Raw genomic sequence first — 17584 nt, 5'->3', positions numbered from 1 at the left:
GCTGCCACCCCCAGACCCCCGCTTCGGCCTGAACGGCCTCGTCCTCAATCGCCGGACGGGCTGGAAAGTCCCGCCATCTCCCAGATCAGCAGCTCCGTCTCCGTCGCCGCCACTGCCTCCACGTCCTTCGCGTCCGTGATCCGGGCCGAGTCCCCCGGGCCCAGTTTCTCCCCGGCCAGCCGGAGCTCGCCGCGGACCACGTGGGCGTACACGTATGCCGCGTCCGGGATCGCTGTTCGCTCCCCCGGGGCCAGGCGGCGTACGTGGAGCATCGCGCCGGACTCGGGGACGGCGTACGGGGTGGAGTCGGCGATGCCGCGGACGATCTCGTAGGCCGGGTCGCCGCCGGGGTCCAGGGGGGCCAGCCACATCTGCACGAAGGTGAGCGGGGCGTCGCCGTCGTTGCGCTCGATGTGGCGGACGCCACCCGCCGAGCTGAGGCGCTGTACGTCTCCGGGGCGGACCAGCGTCTCGTGGCCCTGTGAGTCGCGGTGCGTCAGCTCGCCCTCGACCACCCATGTGACGATCTCGGTGTGGCTGTGCGGGTGCTCGTCGAATCCGGCGCCGGGTGCGAGCCGCTCCTCGTTGCAGGCGATGACCGCGCCGAAGCGCAGGTTTCCGGGGTCGTAGTGCGGGCCGAAGGAGAAGGCGTGGCGGGAGTCGATCCCGGCGTCGGGGTCTCCCCCTCGGTAGCGCTCCGCGGCGCGCCGTACGTCCATCACGGCACCACCGTAGTCCGCGGTCCCGACCCGGCGACGCACGCTCCCGTCCGGATAAGGCAGTCTTGTCCCGTGCCCGAACCCGAAACCCGCAAGCCCGAACACGCAACGCACGACGTCCATGCGCACTCCGCGACCCTGAAGCGGCTGGAGAAGTCGTCCGGCAGCCTCGCCGCCCAGGCGATCGCGCGCATGGACGAGACCCTGCCGTGGTACCGGGCCATGCCACCGGAGAACCGTTCCTGGATCGGGCTCGTGGCCCAGGCGGGCATCGCCGCCTTCACCGAGTGGTTCCGGCACCCGGACGCCCCGCAGGCCATCTCGACGGATGTCTTCGGCACCGCGCCGCGCGAGCTGACCAGGGCCATCACCCTGCGGCAGACCGTGGAGATGGTGCGCACCACCATCGAGGTCATGGAGAGCGCGATCGACGAGGTCGCCGCTCCCGGGGACGAGAGCGTGCTGCGCGAGGCGCTGCTGGTGTACGCGCGGGAGATCGCGTTCGCGACCGCCCAGGTGTACGCGCAGGCCGCCGAGGCACGCGGTGCCTGGGACGCCCGCCTGGAGTCGCTGGTCGTGAACGCGGTGCTCAGCGGCGAGGCCGACGAGGGCGCCGTCAGCCGGGCCGCCGCCCTTGGCTGGAATTCGCCCGAGCACGTGTGCGTGGTGCTGGGGACCGCGCCGGACGGTGACTCCGAGCTCACGGTGGAGGCCATCCGGCGGGCCGCCCGGCACGCCAAGCTCCAGGTGCTCACCGGGGTGCTCGGGGACCGGCTCGTGGTGATCGCGGGCGGCAACGACAATCCGCTGGCCGTCGCCAAGTCGCTGATCGGGCCTTATGCCGCCGGACCGGTGGTCGCGGGGCCCGTCGTGTCCGATCTGCTGGCCGCGACGCGGTCCGCGCAGGCCGCGGCCGCGGGCCTGAAAGCGTGTTCCGCCTGGCAGGACGCGCCCCGGCCGGTCCTGGCGGACGATCTCCTTCCGGAGCGGGCCATCGCGAGCGATCCGAGCGCCCGTGAGCAGTTGGTGGAGGAGATCTACAGACCACTGGAAGAGGCCGGATCGGCGCTCCTGGAAACCTTGAGTGTTTATCTGGAGCAGGCGAGCAGCCTGGAGGGTGCGGCGAGGATGCTCTTCGTTCACCCGAACACCGTGCGCTACCGGCTTCGACGTGTGACTGACGTCACCGGCTGGTCGCCATCCGATGTACGATCCGCGTTCACGCTGCGGATCGCGCTGATCCTGGGGCGTCTGGCAGATGGAGATCCTCAACCCTAGGTTTTTGTCGGGGCTCCACAAAACCCCTTCGTGTTCTTCGTCCCTGTCCCCACGGGCGGCCTCGGCCGTCCCCAAGAGAGAGTGTGAGAGTGCTCGTACTCGTCGCTCCCGGCCAAGGCGCCCAGACGCCCGGCTTCCTGACTCCCTGGCTCGACCTCCCCGGTGCCGCCGACCGCGTCGCCGCATGGTCGGACGCCATCGGACTGGACCTCGTCCACTACGGAACCCAGGCCGACGCGGACGCCATTCGCGACACCGCGGTGGCCCAGCCGCTGCTGGTCGCCGCCGGGATCCTGTCCGCCACGGCACTGGGTGACATCTCCCCGGGCGCGGTCGCGGGCCACAGCGTCGGCGAGATCACCGCCGCCGCCTTCGCGGGCGTTCTGGGCGAGGCCGCCGCGCTGGGTCTCGTACGCAGGCGCGGGCTGGCCATGGCCGATGCCGCGGCGATCACCGAGACCGGCATGTCGGCGCTGCTGGGCGGCGACCCCGAGGTGTCCGTCGCGCATCTGGAGAAGCTGGGGCTGACGCCGGCGAACATCAACGGGGCGGGTCAGATCGTCGCCGCGGGCACGCTGGAGCAGCTCGCCGCGCTGAACGAGGACAAGCCCGAGGGCGTCCGCAAGGTCGTCCCGCTGAAGGTCGCGGGCGCCTTCCACACCCACCACATGGCCCCCGCGGTCGAGACGCTGGCCAAGGCCGCCGCGGACCTCGCGCCCGCGGACCCCAAGGTCACCTACGTCTCCAACAAGGATGGCAGGACCGTGGCCTCCGGCACCGAGGTGCTGGAGCGCCTGGTCGGCCAGGTCGCCAACCCGGTTCGCTGGGACCTGTGCATGGAGACGTTCCAGCGGCTCGGCGTCACCGCGCTCATTGAGGTATGCCCCGGTGGCACACTGACCGGCCTGGCCAAGCGCGCCCTGCCGGGCGTCAAGACGCTGGCCCTGAAGACCCCCGCCGACCTCGACGCGGCCCGCGAGCTCATCGCCGAGCACGCCTGACGCCTAAGGAGCCGTACCGAATCATGTCGAAGATCAAGCCCAGCAAGGGCGCCCCGTACGCGCGCATCCTCGGTGTCGGTGGCTACCGTCCCACCCGTGTGGTGCCCAACGAGGTGATCCTCGAGACGATCGACTCGTCCGACGAGTGGATCCGTTCGCGCTCCGGCATCGAGACCCGGCACTGGGCGGGCCCGGAGGAGACCGTCGCCGCGATGGCGATCGAGGCCTCCGGCAAGGCGATCGCCGACGCGGGCATCTCCGCCGAGCAGATCGGCGCCGTGGTCGTCTCGACCGTCTCGCACTTCAGCCAGACCCCGGCCATCTCGACCGAGATCGCCGACAAGCTGGGCACGGCCAAGGCCGCCGCGTTCGACATCTCGGCGGGCTGCGCGGGCTTCGGCTACGGCCTGACCCTGGCCAAGGGCATGATCGTCGAGGGCTCCGCCGAGCACGTGCTCGTCATCGGCGTCGAGCGGCTGTCCGACCTGACCGACCTGGAGGACCGCGCGACGGCCTTCCTGTTCGGCGACGGCGCGGGCGCGGTCGTGGTCGGCCCCGCGCAGGAGCCGGGGATCGGCCCGACCGTCTGGGGCTCCGAGGGCGACAAGGCCGAGACCATCAGGCAGACGATCACCTGGGACCGCTACCGGGTCGGCGACCTCGCCGAACTGCCCCTGGACAGCGAGGGCAACATCAAGTTCCCCGCGATCACCCAGGAGGGCCAGGCGGTCTTCCGCTGGGCCGTGTTCGAGATGGCGAAGGTCGCCCAGCAGGCGCTGGACGCGGCCGGGATCACCGCGGACGACCTGGACGTCTTCATCCCGCACCAGGCCAACGTGCGGATCATCGACTCGATGGTGAAGACCCTCAAGCTGCCGGAGCACGTCACGGTCGCCCGTGACATCCGCACCACCGGCAACACCTCGGCGGCCTCGATTCCGCTCGCGATGGAGCGGCTTCTGGCGACCGGCGAGGCGAAGAGCGGCGACACCGCGCTCGTCATTGGATTCGGGGCGGGTCTCGTCTACGCCGCCACGGTCGTTACCCTCCCCTAGGCACTCCGTGCCGGATCATGCGATCCGGTGCGGGAACCGCAAACACCTGCCGCTCACGCGGCGGACGCCAAACACCGTCTGGATATCTACGAAGGAGCGCCTGACATGGCCGCCACTCAGGAAGAGATCGTCGCCGGTCTCGCCGACATCGTGAACGAGATCGCCGGCATCCCGGTTGAGGACGTCCAGCTGGACAAGTCCTTCACCGACGACCTGGACGTCGACTCGCTGTCCATGGTCGAGGTCGTCGTCGCCGCCGAAGAGCGCTTCGACGTCAAGATCCCGGACGAGGACGTCAAGAACCTGAAGACCGTCGGTGACGCCACCGACTACATCCTCAAGCACCAGGCCTGAGTCACCCCTCGAGCCTGAGGCTGCAAGGCCCCGCCACCCGGCGGTGGCGCCGTAGTCCCCGCTGACGCGGGGGTAGCCCTCCCGTATCCGTTGGAGAAAGAATTCCCGTGAGCCCGACCAATCGCACCGTGGTCGTCACCGGTATCGGCGCAACCACACCGCTGGGTGGCGACGCAGCTTCGTTCTGGGCGGCCCTGGTCGCCGGCAAGTCCGGCGTCAGCCTCCTGGAGCAGGAGTGGGCGGCCGAACTGCCGGTCCGTATCGCCGCGCAGATCGCCGTCGAACCGGGCGAGATCCTCCCCCGCCCGCAGGCCCGCAAGCTGGACCGGTCCGCTCAGTTCGCGCTGATCGCCGCTCAGGAGGCCTGGAAGGACGCCGGTTTCACCGCCAGGGCGGGCGAGGACACGTCCGTCAACCCCGACCGGCTGGGCGCGGTCATCGCCTCCGGTATCGGTGGCGTGACGACCCTCCTCGACCAGTACGACGTCCTGAAGGACAAGGGCGTACGCCGTGTCTCCCCGCACACCGTGCCGATGCTGATGCCCAACTCCCCGGCGGCCAACGTCGGTATCGAGCTGGGTGCCCGCGCCGGTGTGCACACCCCCGTCTCGGCCTGCGCCTCCGGCGCCGAGGCCATCGGCTACGCGATCGAGATGATCCGCACCGGCCGCGCCGACGTCGTCGTCGCGGGCGGTACCGAGGCGGCCATCCACCCGCTGCCGATCGTCGCGTTCGGCAACATGATGGCGATGTCGAAGAACAACGACCACCCCGAGGGCGCGTCCCGTCCCTACGACTCCAACCGCGACGGCTTCGTGATGGGCGAGGGCGCCGGCGTGATCGTCCTGGAGTCCGAGGAGCACGCGAAGGCCCGCGGTGCCCGGATCTACGTCGAGGCCGTCGGCCAGGGCATCTCGTCCGACGGTCACCACATCACGCAGCCCGAGCCGTCCGGCAACGGCATCGCGCACGCGCTGCAGAACCTGATCGACAACACCGACCTCAAGCCGGCCGAGATCGTGCATGTGAACGCGCACGCCACCTCGACCCCACAGGGCGACGTCGCCGAGATCAAGGCCCTGCGCAAGGTGTTCGGCGACGACGTCGACCACATGGCGATCTCCGCGACCAAGTCGATGACCGGCCATCTGCTCGGCGGCGCCGGCGGCATCGAGACCGTGGCGTCGATCCTGGCCCTGTCCAACCGCCTCGCCCCGCCGACCATCAACGTCGACGACCTCGACCCGGAGGTCAACGCGGACGTGGTCCGCGGTGAGGCGCGTCAGCTGCCCGAGGGCCGTATCGCCGCGCTGAACGACTCGTTCGGCTTCGGCGGGCACAACGTGGTGCTGGCGTTCCGGACGATCTGAGAAACGCCGGTACGCAAGTGAAGGGCCCCCACCGGGTGCTGGGGGCCCTTCCTCGTGTGCGGATTCCCTGGGTGCGGATTCCCTGGGTGCGGACTCCTCGTGTGCGGGATTCCTAGACCACCTGGTGCAGCCAGCGCACCGGGGCTCCCTCGCCCGCGTAGCGGAACGGCTCCAGTTCGTCGTCCCACGGCTTGCCCAGGAGCTTGGCGACCTCCGCCTCCAGGTCCGTCTCACCGCGCTGGGAGCGGGTCAGCGCCGCGCGGAGACGGTCCTCGGGGATGAGGATGTCGCCGTGGATGCCGGTGACGGCATGGAAGATGCCGAGTTCGGGGGTGCAGCTGTAGCGCTCGCCCTCGGCGGTCGGGCAGGGCTCCGCGGTGACCTCGAACCGCAGCAGGTGCCAGCCGCGCAGCGCGGACGCCAGCTTGGAGGCCGTGCCGGCCTCGCCCTGCCAGGAGAACTCCGAACGCCAGGTGCCTGGTGCCGCGGGCTGCCGGATCCAGTCGAGGTTGACCCGGGTGCCGAGCACCCCGGCGACGGCCCATTCGACGTGCGGGCACAGCGCGCGCGGAGCGGAGTGCACGTACAGAACTCCACGTGTCGTCACCGGAACCTCCGGGCAGAGCGGGACATCTTGCGGACTGGCCGGCGGCAGTGGCGCGACGGCCGCGTTGATGGCGAGGCTACCGTGCGTCGGCGCAAGGAGTGTGACGTACAGTCGGTCCCGGTGCCAGGAAACCCCGCCATTCACCCAGGGGGACGCTTGTACGGGTGTGAGCCGTTGCATGCCGCCCGTCGGGAACCCTCGCGCGTTGTTATGGGTTGGGGACCATGACGGCACGACAAGGGGATGGACCAGGGCATGCGAAACCGACGCCGGCGTTCACGGGCCGTCCTCGCCGTCCTGCTGGCGGCCGGCCTGGGCACCGCCGGCTGCGACGCGGTGGGTGACAACTCCCCCGCGCCGGACGTCACGAAGGCACGGGCCACCCGGGCGGCCCCGGTGTGGAACCGCAGCCCGTCCTCGATCGCCGCCGTCGGCGACTCCATCACCCGTGGCTTCGACGCGTGCGCGGTGCTGTCCGACTGCCCCGAGGTGTCCTGGGCGACCGGCACCAGCACCCAGGTCGACAGCCTGGCGGTGCGGCTGCTGGGGCGCGAGAAGGCGGCCGAGAACAGCTGGAACTACGCGGTGACCGGGGCCCGGATGGCCGACCTGCCCGACCAGATGGCACAGGCGGCCGCCCGCAGGCCCCAGTTGGTGACGGTGATGGCGGGGGCCAACGACGCCTGCCGGGCCAGGGCCTCGGCGATGACCCCGGTGGACGACTTCCGCGACCAGTTCGAGGAGGCGATGAGCACACTGCGCGAGGCCCTGCCGAAGGCGCAGGTGTATGTGGCGAGCGTGCCGAACCTCAAGCGGCTGTGGTCGCAGGGCCGTACGAACCCGCTGGGCAAGCAGGTGTGGAAGCTCGGCATCTGCCCGTCGATGCTGAGCGACGCGGACGACCTGGCCGCGGCGGCGACCCTGCGCCGGGAGAAGGTGCGGCAGCGGGTGGAGGCCTACAACAAGGTGTTGAAGGAGGTCTGTGCGAAGGACCGCCGGTGCCGCTTCGACGGGGGCGCGGTCTACGACTACGAGTTCGGCACCGCCCAGCTGAGCCACTGGGACTGGTTCCATCCGAGCGCGGACGGCCAGGCGCGGCTCGCGGCCATCGCGTACCGCACCGTCACCGCGGCCGAGCCCGTCACCTAGGGTTTCCCACATGAGCGAACTTTTCGGCACACTTTCCGACGGAACCTCGGTGCACCGCTGGACGCTGGAGCGCGCCGGGATGCGGGTGCGGATCCTGACGTACGGCGGGATCGTGCAGTCCGTCGAGGTCCCGGACCGGGACGGACGGACGGCGAACGTCGTGCTGGGGTTCGCCGGCCTCGACGGCTATCTGGCGCATCCCGGGCCGTACTTCGGCGCCCTGGTCGGGCGGTACGCGAACCGGATCGGGAACGCCCGCTTCCCGCTGGACGGTCTGACGTACGCGCTTGAGCCGAACGACGGACCCCACTCCCTGCACGGCGGCGGCCAAGGCTTCGACAAGCGTGTCTGGAGTGCGCGGCCGGTCGAGCACGGCGTGCGCCTCACCCGGGTCAGCCCGCACGGCGAGGAGGGCTTCCCGGGCCGGCTGGAGGTCTCGGCGACGTACACCCTCGACGAGCCGGGTGCGCTGCGGATCTCCTACGAGGCGGTGACGGACGAACCGACTGTGGTCAACCTGACCAGCCACAGCTACTTCAACCTGGCCGGCTCGGGCCACGCGGGCGGCCATGAACTCCGGATCGCCGCCTCCCGGTTCACCCCGGTCGACCCGGGTCTGATCCCGACGGGCGAGCTGCGGGACGTGACCGGCTCCCGCTTCGACTTCCGCACGGCACGCAAGGTCGGCTCCGGCTACGACCACAACTTCGTGCTCGACAAGGGGGTGACCGAGGCGCCCGCGGAGATCGCCGAGCTGCACGACCCGGCGTCCGGGCGGCTGCTGACGATCGCGACCACCGAGCCCGGCATCCAGGTCTACACGGCGGACCATCTGAGCGCCCCGTTCGAGCCGTGCGACGGCATCGCCCTGGAGACCCAGCACTTCCCGGACTCCCCCAACCGCCCCCAGTTCCCCAGCACCCAGCTGCGGCCGGGCGCGGTGTACCGGTCGGAGACGGTGTACGGCTTCGGCGTCCGGGACTGACACACGTCCCGGACGGACCTAGTGGGTCTCCCCGCGCATCCGCTTGGCCGCCCTGCCCAGGAGGGCCATGGCGCCCGCGCAGACCAGCAGGGTCGTGCCGCCGATCGCGATCGGGGGGAGCGCCCCGCCCTTGATGCCCTCGCCGGTCACCGTGGTGGCCAGTACGAAGATGATCGAGTACAGGCTCCGGCCGACCTTGGCGCCGGCCGGGATCACCCGGAGCAGCTGCGGGATCGTGGTGGCGGCGGCGACGCCCATGCCGAGCGGGATGCACGCGCCGAGCATCAGCGCGCCGAAGCCGAAGGAGTTGCCGTACGCGCCCCACCCGGCGCCCTTGACCAGCAGATAGCCCGCCGCGCCGAAGGACAGCAGGACGAGCAGGCCGTTGATGTAGGCGGCCTGCGTGGCGGCCTTGCGGGCGCCGGGCAGATGGGCGGCCGGGGAGCGCCAGGCGTCCGGGGTGATCAGCCGCAGCTGCCGCTTGAGGGCCTGCATCTGCGTCAGGGCGAGGGCGCCGACGGCCACGAGGACCAGCCCGACTGCCGCACCGGCGAAGCCGACCGGGCTGTGTGTGATGCCGTAGTGGGCACCGCCGAAGGTCAGGGGGACACCGAGCACAAAGCCGTAGGCGAGGAACTTGGCCTTCTGCTGGATCTTCACCACCAGCTCGCGCTGCCCCGGCGTGAGATTCGGATCGAGCCGCATCTGCCCCTCGCCGAGGCTCTGCTGGGGCGGCTGGGGATGCGGCGGGTAGGGCTGCTGCGGCGGGTACGGCTGCTGGGGCGCATAGGGTTGCTGCTGCGGCGGATACGGCTGCTGCGGCGCGTAGCCCTGCTGGGGCGGATACGGCTGGTACGGCTGCTGACCGCCGTACGGGCCCGGTTGCTGCTGGCCGCCGTACGGCCCCGGCTGCTGCTGACCTGGATACACGGTGTCTCTCCCCCGAACCGGTGTGTTCCGGTGCTTGCGGCCCGGGAGTCTGCCACATCCGCCTCCGGGGCCACGAGCCCCGGCCCAGGAGTCAGGTCCCGGACCGGGGCTGCTCATGGGGAGACCTGTCCCGGATCAGACGTTAGTCGTGGCTGTGAGACGGCGGTCGATGATCGAGCGCCCCACTGTGATCTCGTACGAACCCTTCACACACACCCACGAGTCGTCCCAGATTTCGAAGGCGCGGCGCGGGATCTCGACGGTCGCCTCGACGCTCTCGCCGGGCGCCGCCTCGACGCCCGCGAATCCGGCCAGCCAACGGGCGGGGCGGTGGGCGTCCGGCTCGGCCGGCGCCAGATAGACCTGTACGACCTCCCGGCCCGGCCGCGCACCGGAGTTGCGGACGCGGACCTTCACGGTCGTGCCCTCGACCTCCAGCGACTCGTACGTCCACTCGGTGTAGCCGAGTCCGTGCCCGAAGGCGTACGACGGGGTGCGGCCCGCCTGCTCCCAGGCGCGGTGGCCGATGAACACGCCCTCGGTGTAGAGGAGCTCACCGTGGTCCGGGGCGACCCGGGTGACGGGGGCGTCGGCCAGGGAGCCCCAGGTGGTCGGCAGCCGGCCGCCGGGTTCGTCCGCCCCTGTCAGCACGTCGGCCAGGGCCGCGCCGCCCTCCTGGCCGGGGAACCAGCCGAGCAGCACGGCGGCGACCGCGTGGCGCCAGGGCAGTTCCACCGGGGAGCCGGAGTTGACGACCACGACGGTGTCGGGGTTGGCGGCGGCGACCGCGCGCACCAGATCGTCCTGGCGGCCGGGCAGACGCAGGTCGCGGCGGTCGAAGCCCTCCGACTCGACCCGTTCGGTGGTGGCGACGACCACGACCGCGGTGTCGGCGTCGCGCGCGGCCTGGACGGCCTCGGCGATCAGTTCGTCCGGGTCGTGGCGGGGATCCTGGTGGGCCAGGGCGAAGATGACGCTCTTGAAGGGGCGCCTGCCGGAGTGGGTCACGACGTGGGTGAGGGAGACGTCCGCCGGTTCGCCCGCGGTGAGTTCGGCCCGGGCGCGGGGGACCGGGGTGCCGAAGACGGCGGCGAAGGGGTCTTCGCCGGAGGGGTGCTGGACGTCTTCGTAGTACGTCGTACCGCCGATCGCGAGTGTGAAGGCGCCCAGGCCCTTGATGCCGAAGGTGTGCTCGCCGGTCTCGCGCGGGGTGTAGGTGCCGGTCAGTTCGACGGTGTGCAGGGTGTCGAAGGTGACGCCCTCGGGGAGGTCGGAGCCCGTCCACTGGATCTGGCCGCCCGGGGCGGTGCCGGTGCCGATGACCCGGCCCTCGGTGTCCCGGCAGACGACCCGCAGTGCGAACCCGCGCTCGCCGACGGCGAGTTCGGTGCTGGGGTCGGCGCCGACGGCGTAGGTGAGCCCGCCCTCGGGCAGGGCCGCGGTGAGGGCGTCGAGCGGGGAGACGATCCGGGCCGGGAAGACGGTCGCGGAGCCGCCGCCGAGGATGCGGGCGTCACGGGCGGCGGCGCCGATCAGGGCCACCTTCCGGCCGGCCGCCAGGGGCAGGGCACGGCGCTCGTTCCGGACGAGGACGAAGGAGCGGCGGGCGATCTCGCGGGCCAGGGCCTCTCCGTCGACCGGTGCCGGCGGTTCGGTGACGGCCGGTTCGGCGCCTTGCAGGATGCCGACCCGGGCGGCGAGCCGCAGCACGTTCCGTACGGCCGTGTCGACCGTGGCCTCGGACACCTTCCCGGCGCGGACGGCCCGCGCGAGCGGTTCGCCGTACACCGTGACCGGGCCGGGCATGGCGACGTCGAGGCCGCCCTCGATCGCGGCGACGGTGGAGCGGGCGGCCGTCCAGTCGGAGACGTTGAGGCCGTCGAAGCCCCATTCGCCGCGCAGGACTTCGTTGACCAGGTGGTGGTGTTCGGTCATCGTCGTGCCGTTGACCGAGTTGTAGGCGGTCATGATGCCCCAGGGGCGGGCGTTCTCGACGATCGCCTCGAAGGGGGCCAGGTACAGCTCGCGCAGGGCGCGTTCGGGGACCAGGTTGTTCACCGTGAAGCGGTCGGTCTCGGCGTCGTTGGCGACGAAGTGCTTGACGGTGGTGCCGACGCCGCCGGACTGCACACCGGTCACATACCCGGTGCCGATCCGCCCCGTGAGGTACGGGTCCTCGCTGTAGGCCTCGAAGTGGCGGCCGCCGAGCGGGGAGCGGTGCAGGTTGACGGTGGGGGCGAGGAGCAGGTGGACGCCCTTGCGGCGGGCCTCCTGGGCGAGCAGGACACCGGCGCGGCGGGCCAGTTCCGGGTCCCAGGTGGCGGCGAGCGCGCTCGGGGAGGGCAGGGCGACGGACGGGTCCTCGGCGGTCCAGCGCACGCCCCGGACGCCGATCGGGCCGTCGGACATGACGAGGGACTTCAGGCCGATCTCGGGAAGGGCGGGCAGGGTCCACATGTCCTGGCCCGCCAGGAGGCGGGTCTTGGCGTCCAGGTCGAGCCGCCGGAGGGCGGCCTCCACGACGGCCTCACGGGCCGCGTCCGCTCGGGCATTGCCGGTCTCCGCCACGGTGGTACCTCCTCGTCGAAGTCCGCTGGGTACCTCCCATCGTGTCCATCACCGGGTCACTGCCGCCAGACGACCGCCAGCGCCTTGCTGACCGCGCAGACCAGCGCGAAGGCGATCCCCCAGCCCACCGCCCCGGCGGCGAACAGCGCGAGCACCCCGGCCCCGAACCACAGCAGTTCGAAGCCGACACGGACCGCTCCGCGCGTCTTGTACGACGCCTTCTGCGAGCCGAACAGCGCCCAGAGCACGACGAGTACGGCGGGCGCGGCGAGTCCGAGCAGCCACCGCACGGGGGTGGCCGTGTCCAGGGTGAAGCCCCAGTGGGCGGCGGCCGCGAGGGCGCCGAGTTCTATCAGGAACAGGACGCCCAGGTTCACGGCCTTCGCTGTCTTCATGCGCGGCAGTATGACCTGCCCCCGGGCACCGCCGCCACGATTTCGATCTCGACCAGGGCCTCCGGGCGGAACAGCCGGGGCACCTCGAAGGTCATGCTCGTGGGCGCGGTCCCGGTGAGGAACTCCCTTCGTACGGCTCCGTATTCGTCGAGCCGGGAGATGTCCGTCAGATACGTGCGGATGTTGATGACGTCCGCCAGGGTCGCGCCGTGCGCCTTCAGCAGGGCCTCGATCGTCTCGAAGACCCCCCGGGTCTGCTCGGCGAGGGTCGTGCCCTCGGCGATCTGCCCGGAGAGGAACAACAGGGCGCTGCCGTCGGCGTGTTCGACTCGGGCGACCTGGGAGTAGTAGGCGTTGAGGGGCTGGGGTGCGGAGGCGGGACTGCCCAGGGTGATCTGCATGCCGTCGACGCTAGGTGTGTCCCTGTGATGCGACAAGCGAGTGTCTAGCATGGCCGGCATGCCGAATGCGCATCACGATCCGGACCTCTCCACCGTCTGGCTGCGGGTGTTCCTGGCGGTCGCCCGGCACGGCTCGTTCACCACGGCCGCGCGGACGCTCGGCTGGACGCAGTCCGCGGTGTCCCGGCAGATCTCCTCGCTGGAAGCGGCGCTGGGCGGCGGTCCGCTCTTCGACCGGCTGCCGCGCGGGGTGCGGCTGACGGAGGCCGGGCGGATCCTGGTGCCGTACGCCGAGACCGTGGCCGGGGCGCTGTACGGCGCCGGGCGCGAGCTGGCCGCGCTGCGCGAAGGGGCTGCCGGACGGCTGCGGTTCGGCGCCTTCCCCTCCGCCGACGCGGCGCTGGTGCCGCATGCCCTCGCCGCCTTCCGGGCCCGGCACCCCGGTGTCCGGGTCACCCGCGAGGAGGGGCTGACGCCGGGGCTGCTGGACCGGCTGGCGGACGGGCACCTGGAGGCGGCCGTGGTCTCCACGACCGGCCGGGCGCCGCTGGAGGCGTACGAACTCCACCATCTCCTCGACGAGTCGCTGTACGTCGCCGTCCCGGCCGGCCATCCGCTGGCTCGCGAGGACGCGCCGGTGCGGCTGGGCCTGCTCGCCGACGCCGACTGGATATCCGGCGGCCCCCGCCCCGAGGGCACCCTGCTGGACGCGGCCCTGCGACAGGGCTTCCGGCCGCGCGTGGCGCATGTCGTCGCCGAGTGGACGGCCAAGCAGGGGTATGTCGCCGCGGGTCTGGGCGTCGCCCTGGTCCCGGCGCTGGCCGCCGCCTCCGTACGGCCGGACGTGGCCCTGTTGCCCGTCCTCGACGAGGGCGCCCCCGCGCGGGCGGTGTACGCGGCGACGGTACGGGGGCGGACGCCGACGCCGGCCACGGAGGCGTTCCTCACGGCCCTGCGGGAGGCGGCGGCGAAAATCCCAGGCATCCCGGGCCTCCCGGGCACCATGGCGTAGACCACACCCGTCACGCGATACTTCCGCCGTCCCGCACCAAGCGCCCGTACAGCGATGGAAGGACTCGAACTCCTTTGAATTCTTTACGTGTTCGCATCGGCGTCCTCGGACTGGCCCTGACGGCGGGGCTGGCGGCCCCCACGACGACGGCGTCCGCCGGCACGGCCCCGGCGCCGACCGTCGAGGAACAGCGGCTCGACCGGGCCGTGCCCCAGGAGATCCTGCGGCGCTCGGGATTCGACACCGTGGCCCCGGAGCTGGCCCGCGCCCTCGATTCCGCTCACTCCTACGCCCAGGCCCGGCGCCTCGTCGTACGGGAGGGATCGGCGCTGTGGCGGCGGGCGGTCGAGCGGGCGCAGGGGCGGGGGCCCACGGGCGGTGACCTCAGCCGGGACGACGACCGGCCGCTGTACTGGGCCCGGCTGGGGATGACCCGGGAAGTGCGCACGTGGGAGCCGGGGTTCGGGCTGTCGGAGGCACAACGGTCGGCGTTGCTCTCGGAGTTGGAGCGGACCTCACGCGGTCAGACCGACATCCGCTATCCGCACGGCAAGGGCGTCCGGCGGATTCTGGTCACCGGCTTCGACCCGTTCACCCTCGACCGGGACGTCCGTATCTCCAACCCGTCCGGGGCCACCGCGCTCGCGCTCGACGGCACGGTGATCGAGACGGCGGACGGTCCGGCGCGCGTGGAGACGGCCGTGTTCCCGGTGCGCTGGCAGGACTTCACTGGCGGCACCTCCCAGGCTTTCGGCTCTGGGGGAGGGGCGGTGGAGCGGACGCTGCGGCCGTACCTGCCGAAGGTCGACCTCTTCACGACCGTGAGCCAGGGCCGGGTCGGGCGCTTCGACATCGAGCGCACCAACGGGGCCTGGCGGGGCGGCTTCCCCGACAACGACAACGTCGGCCGGACGGAGACGGTCCCGGTCGCCGACCCGGCCTCGCAGCCGCAGTGGACGACCACGACGCTGCCCTACGCGGCGATCGTGGCCGCGCGCACCGGGCGCTTCCCCGTGTACGACCACACGGAGGTGACCGAGATCCCGGCGGGCGGCACCAGTCCCGTCGTACGGGCCGACGGCCCGACTCCCGGCTCGGTGGCCCGGGCCGGCGGCGGTGGCGACTACCTCTCCAACGAGATCGCCTACCGCGCGACGCTGTTGAGGGACCGTCTGGGCCTGCACGACACCCTGCCCGGCGGCCATGTCCACACCCCCGTGCTCCAGTTCGGTTCCGGAAACACGGATCCGGCGTCCGGCACGGTCACGGACCCGGAGTTCGTGCGGAACCGGCTCGACATCATCGACCAGGTGCGGTCGATCGTGACCGTGGCGGCGGACGCCGCGTTCAGGAGGTGACCTGCTCCCCCTCGGTGTCGTCCGTGTCCTGGTCCGCGTCCTCGTCGGTCTCCTCGCCCAGCAGGTCCCGTGCCAGCAGCGTCGCCCCGGCGACCGCGCCCGGCATCAGGAAGACCGCGACGAACGGGACCAGGAAGGCCAGGCCGAGGGGGGTGCCGAAGCCCCAGACCAGGGTCTTGCGGGAGCGGAGCAGGGTGAGGCGGGCGCGCAGCTCGACGCCCCGGCGCTGCAGGGCCACGGCGGCGAGTTCCTCGGTGAGGAAGAAGCCGGTGACGAAGAACCCGAGCACCGGTACGGCCGTCTGGCCGACGAACGGCAGGAATCCGAGGGCGAACAGCAGCACGCCCCAGACGGCGGCGCGGATCAGGACGCGGAGGCTGTCGCGGGCCGAGATCCACAGTTCGCGCCACAGGGGGAGACCCGACTCGGGTGCCGTGCCGTCGGGCGACACGTCCCGGTCGACCTTCTCGGAGAGGTTCTCGTAGAAGGGCTGGCCGATCAGCAGGGTGATCGCGGTGAAGGCGAGGACGGCCATCAGGAGGCCCAGGGCGAAGAGCACCGCCGTGAGGAAGCCCCGGAACAGCCCCTGCCAGGGGCTCGACCAGTCGTCGGCGAAGGGCGTGGCCCAGCCGACGACGTCCTCGCCCCAGACGGCCAGCGCGACGAGCGCCGCCGCGTAGAGGACCAGGGTGATCAGGCCGGGCACCAGGCCGAAGCCGTACTGCTTGCCGTGCCGGGCCACCCAGCGATGGCCCTTCAGGAGATAACCGAACCCCGCCCCGAGATCGCGCATGGCGAAAACTTTACCTATCCGTCCAGCATGCGCCGCAGCAGGTCCCGCAGGGACTGCCGCTCCTCGTCGGAGAGTCCGGCCAGGGGCTCGCGGGCGAAGCGCAGGCCGTCGCGCAGGTCCTGGGCGACCTGCCGGCCCTCGTCCGTGGCGGCGGCAAGCTTCACCCGGCGATCGGCCGGGTCGGGACGCCGCTCGACCAGGCCGCGGGACTCCAGACGGTCCACGATCCCGGTCACGTTCGACGGCTCGCACTTCAGCTTCTGCGCGAGCTTGCGCATCGGCAGCGGCTCCAGGGAAAGGAGGCTGAGCAGGCGGGCCTGCGCCCCGGTCAGCGCGTGCTCACCCGCCGCTTCCTCGTAGTCCGCGTAGAACCGGGCCACGACGTCCCCGATCAGCTCGACGACCTCCATGGTCAGCCGGTCGGGGCGGTAGGTCTTCTGTGGGGTGGACATGCCCTCAAGAGTACCCGGTTACTTGACATCATGAAATATTCAGGCGCATGGTTGTTTCAGGTTCTGAAACAAATCCGAAAGGCACCGTCATGATCAACCGCGAATGGCACCTCCTCAGCCGTCCCGTCGGCTGGCCGAAGCCCGAGGACTTCGCCCTGGTCGAGACGGAGGTCCCGACGCCGGGCGAGGGCCAGGTGCTGGTACGGAACAAGTACCTCTCGGTCGACCCGTACATGCGCGGCCGGATGAGTGCCGCCAAGTCGTACGCGGCCCCCTTCGAGCTGGGCAAGGTCATGCAGGGCGGCGCGGTCGGCGAGGTCGTGGCCTCCAACGCCGAGGGGATCTCGGTCGGCGACCACGTCCTGCACTTCTTCGGCTGGCGCGAGTACGCGGCCATGGACGCGAAGAACGCCGTCAAGGTCGACCCCGCGGCCGCGCCCCTGTCGACGTATCTCGGCGTCCTCGGCATGACCGGCCTCACCGCCTACGCCGGTCTGCTGCGCACCGCGTCCTTCAAGGAGGGCGACAGCGTCTTCGTCTCCGGCGCCGCGGGTGCCGTGGGCAGCCAGGTCGGCCAGATCGCCAAGCTCAAGGGCGCCTCGCGGGTCATCGGCTCCGCCGGGTCCGACGAGAAGGTCAAGCTGCTGGTGGAGGAGTACGGCTTCGACGCCGCCTTCAACTACAAGAACGGCCCGGTGGCCGAGCAGCTGCGCGAGGCCGCTCCGGACGGCATCGACGTCTACTTCGACAACGTCGGCGGCGACCATCTGGAGGCGGCCATCGGGTCGCTGAACCAGGACGGCCGGATCGCCGTCTGCGGAATGATCTCCGTCTACAACAACACCGAGCCGGCCCCCGGCCCGAGGAACCTCGCCCGGCTCATCCAGACCCGTGGCCGCATCGAGGGCTTCCTGGTCGGCGACCACTACGACCTGCAGCCGCAGTTCGTGGCCGAGGTCGGCCCGTGGGTGGCGTCGGGGCAGCTGAAGTACCGCGAGACCGTCGTCGAGGGCATCGAGAACAACCTGGAGGCGTTCCTCGGGGTCCTGCGCGGCGACAACACCGGGAAGATGATCGTCAAGCTGTAGGGCCTTCCCAGCCGTTTTCGGCATGCGGTAACTTCTTTCCGAAATCCATGGGGATCGTGGGCGCGAGTC

At 71.4% G+C, this 17584-nt stretch carries 18 protein-coding genes; 10 read left to right on the top strand and 8 right to left on the bottom strand.

From position 1 onward, the window contains the following. Positions 1-44: 44 nt before the first annotated feature. Positions 45-719, bottom strand: a complete 675-nt coding sequence (locus ACZ4EG_RS03520; RefSeq protein WP_453552301.1) for a pirin family protein — start codon at positions 717-719, stop codon at positions 45-47. A 72-nt stretch (positions 720-791) separates the two neighbouring features. Between ACZ4EG_RS03520 and fasR the strand changes: the two genes are divergently transcribed. The 5 genes from fasR to fabF all read left to right on the top strand — a co-directional run bounded on the left by fasR (position 792) and on the right by fabF (position 5777). Further along, the gene (gene fasR, locus ACZ4EG_RS03515) at positions 792-1997 is read left to right on the top strand and encodes a fatty acid biosynthesis transcriptional regulator FasR (protein ID WP_453552213.1); all 1206 of its coding nucleotides are present in this window, start codon (positions 792-794) and stop codon (positions 1995-1997) included. A gap of 89 nt (positions 1998-2086) precedes the next feature. Next, positions 2087-2998 (top strand): ACP S-malonyltransferase, encoded by a 912-nt coding sequence (locus tag ACZ4EG_RS03510; protein WP_467789373.1) that lies wholly within the window; start codon positions 2087-2089, stop codon positions 2996-2998. A 23-nt stretch (positions 2999-3021) separates the two neighbouring features. Beyond that, a complete protein-coding gene (locus tag ACZ4EG_RS03505; protein WP_453552209.1) occupies positions 3022-4053 on the top strand; it encodes a ketoacyl-ACP synthase III in 1032 nt (343 codons plus the stop codon). 105 nt (positions 4054-4158) lie between these two features. After that, positions 4159-4407, top strand: coding sequence for an acyl carrier protein (locus ACZ4EG_RS03500; RefSeq protein WP_015660680.1), 249 nt, complete (start codon positions 4159-4161; stop codon positions 4405-4407). Between the two features lie 107 nt (positions 4408-4514). Beyond that, entirely contained in the window at positions 4515-5777 is a 1263-nt protein-coding gene (gene fabF / locus ACZ4EG_RS03495) for a beta-ketoacyl-ACP synthase II (protein WP_467789372.1), read from the top strand. A gap of 112 nt (positions 5778-5889) precedes the next feature. Here the strand turns inward: fabF and ACZ4EG_RS03490 are convergent, their stop codons facing one another. After that, positions 5890-6384 carry a DUF3145 domain-containing protein gene (locus tag ACZ4EG_RS03490; protein WP_453552206.1) on the bottom strand — a complete coding sequence of 165 codons (495 nt, stop codon included), beginning with the start codon at positions 6382-6384 and terminating at the stop codon, positions 5890-5892. A gap of 255 nt (positions 6385-6639) precedes the next feature. On the opposite strand from ACZ4EG_RS03490, the gene ACZ4EG_RS03485 reads away from it, so the two are divergent. Both ACZ4EG_RS03485 and ACZ4EG_RS03480 read left to right on the top strand, forming a co-directional pair. Then, the gene (locus ACZ4EG_RS03485; protein ID WP_467789371.1) at positions 6640-7533 is read left to right on the top strand and encodes an SGNH/GDSL hydrolase family protein; all 894 of its coding nucleotides are present in this window, start codon (positions 6640-6642) and stop codon (positions 7531-7533) included. A gap of 10 nt (positions 7534-7543) precedes the next feature. Next, positions 7544-8518, top strand: coding sequence for an aldose epimerase family protein (locus ACZ4EG_RS03480; RefSeq protein ID WP_467789370.1), 975 nt, complete (start codon positions 7544-7546; stop codon positions 8516-8518). 18 nt (positions 8519-8536) lie between these two features. On the opposite strand, the gene ACZ4EG_RS03475 is transcribed toward ACZ4EG_RS03480, so the two are convergent. From ACZ4EG_RS03475 to ACZ4EG_RS03460, 4 genes are all read right to left on the bottom strand, one after another. Then, positions 8537-9448, bottom strand: coding sequence for a hypothetical protein (locus tag ACZ4EG_RS03475; RefSeq protein ID WP_467789369.1), 912 nt, complete (start codon positions 9446-9448; stop codon positions 8537-8539). A 135-nt stretch (positions 9449-9583) separates the two neighbouring features. Further along, positions 9584-12016, bottom strand: coding sequence for a glycoside hydrolase family 3 protein (locus tag ACZ4EG_RS03470; protein WP_467789368.1), 2433 nt, complete (start codon positions 12014-12016; stop codon positions 9584-9586). A gap of 56 nt (positions 12017-12072) precedes the next feature. Next, positions 12073-12411, bottom strand: coding sequence for a YrdB family protein (locus ACZ4EG_RS03465; protein ID WP_453552196.1), 339 nt, complete (start codon positions 12409-12411; stop codon positions 12073-12075). Further along, positions 12408-12812: a RidA family protein gene (locus ACZ4EG_RS03460; RefSeq protein WP_467789367.1), complete on the bottom strand. Its 405-nt coding sequence runs from the start codon at positions 12810-12812 to the stop codon at positions 12408-12410. The genes ACZ4EG_RS03465 and ACZ4EG_RS03460 overlap by 4 nt, the downstream gene beginning before the upstream one ends. 49 nt (positions 12813-12861) lie before the next feature. On the opposite strand from ACZ4EG_RS03460, the gene ACZ4EG_RS03455 reads away from it, so the two are divergent. Together ACZ4EG_RS03455 and ACZ4EG_RS03450 are read left to right on the top strand one after the other, a co-directional pair. After that, a complete protein-coding gene (locus tag ACZ4EG_RS03455; RefSeq protein ID WP_467789366.1) occupies positions 12862-13824 on the top strand; it encodes a LysR family transcriptional regulator in 963 nt (320 codons plus the stop codon). Positions 13825-13898: 74 nt separating this feature from the next. After that, positions 13899-15182 (top strand): pyroglutamyl-peptidase I, encoded by a 1284-nt coding sequence (locus ACZ4EG_RS03450; RefSeq protein ID WP_467789365.1) that lies wholly within the window; start codon positions 13899-13901, stop codon positions 15180-15182. Here ACZ4EG_RS03450 and ACZ4EG_RS03445 read toward each other — a convergent pair. Beyond that, positions 15172-15975 carry an EI24 domain-containing protein gene (locus tag ACZ4EG_RS03445; protein ID WP_467789364.1) on the bottom strand — a complete coding sequence of 268 codons (804 nt, stop codon included), beginning with the start codon at positions 15973-15975 and terminating at the stop codon, positions 15172-15174. The genes ACZ4EG_RS03450 and ACZ4EG_RS03445 overlap by 11 nt on opposite strands. Positions 15976-15989: 14 nt before the next feature. Next, on the bottom strand, positions 15990-16427 hold the full coding sequence (locus tag ACZ4EG_RS03440; RefSeq protein WP_363301237.1) for a MarR family winged helix-turn-helix transcriptional regulator: 438 nt from the start codon (positions 16425-16427) through the stop codon (positions 15990-15992). An 89-nt stretch (positions 16428-16516) separates the two neighbouring features. Between ACZ4EG_RS03440 and ACZ4EG_RS03435 the strand changes: the two genes are divergently transcribed. Continuing rightward, a complete protein-coding gene (locus ACZ4EG_RS03435) occupies positions 16517-17515 on the top strand; it encodes an NADP-dependent oxidoreductase (protein ID WP_467789363.1) in 999 nt (332 codons plus the stop codon). The last annotated feature ends 69 nt before the right edge of the window (positions 17516-17584 follow it).

The organism is Streptomyces sp. NPDC025638 (assembly GCF_055558775.1).
Note: the sequence above shows the minus strand (reverse complement) of the source record. Positions and strands in the feature narration are given on the sequence as shown.

What these genes read in the sequence shown, in the direction of transcription:
- ACZ4EG_RS03520 (WP_453552301.1), bottom strand. Translation starts at nt 719, where the DNA reads ATGGACGTACGGCGCGCCGCGGAGCGCTACCGAGGGGGAGACCCCGAC.
- ACZ4EG_RS03505 (WP_453552209.1), top strand. Translation starts at nt 3,022, where the DNA reads ATGTCGAAGATCAAGCCCAGCAAGGGCGCCCCGTACGCGCGCATCCTC.
- ACZ4EG_RS03500 (WP_015660680.1), top strand. Translation starts at nt 4,159, where the DNA reads ATGGCCGCCACTCAGGAAGAGATCGTCGCCGGTCTCGCCGACATCGTG.
- ACZ4EG_RS03485 (WP_467789371.1), top strand. Translation starts at nt 6,640, where the DNA reads ATGCGAAACCGACGCCGGCGTTCACGGGCCGTCCTCGCCGTCCTGCTG.
- ACZ4EG_RS03480 (WP_467789370.1), top strand. Translation starts at nt 7,544, where the DNA reads ATGAGCGAACTTTTCGGCACACTTTCCGACGGAACCTCGGTGCACCGC.
- ACZ4EG_RS03465 (WP_453552196.1), bottom strand. Translation starts at nt 12,411, where the DNA reads ATGAAGACAGCGAAGGCCGTGAACCTGGGCGTCCTGTTCCTGATAGAA.
- ACZ4EG_RS03460 (WP_467789367.1), bottom strand. Translation starts at nt 12,812, where the DNA reads ATGCAGATCACCCTGGGCAGTCCCGCCTCCGCACCCCAGCCCCTCAAC.
- ACZ4EG_RS03455 (WP_467789366.1), top strand. Translation starts at nt 12,862, where the DNA reads ATGGCCGGCATGCCGAATGCGCATCACGATCCGGACCTCTCCACCGTC.
- ACZ4EG_RS03445 (WP_467789364.1), bottom strand. Translation starts at nt 15,975, where the DNA reads ATGCGCGATCTCGGGGCGGGGTTCGGTTATCTCCTGAAGGGCCATCGC.
- ACZ4EG_RS03440 (WP_363301237.1), bottom strand. Translation starts at nt 16,427, where the DNA reads ATGTCCACCCCACAGAAGACCTACCGCCCCGACCGGCTGACCATGGAG.
- ACZ4EG_RS03435 (WP_467789363.1), top strand. Translation starts at nt 16,517, where the DNA reads ATGATCAACCGCGAATGGCACCTCCTCAGCCGTCCCGTCGGCTGGCCG.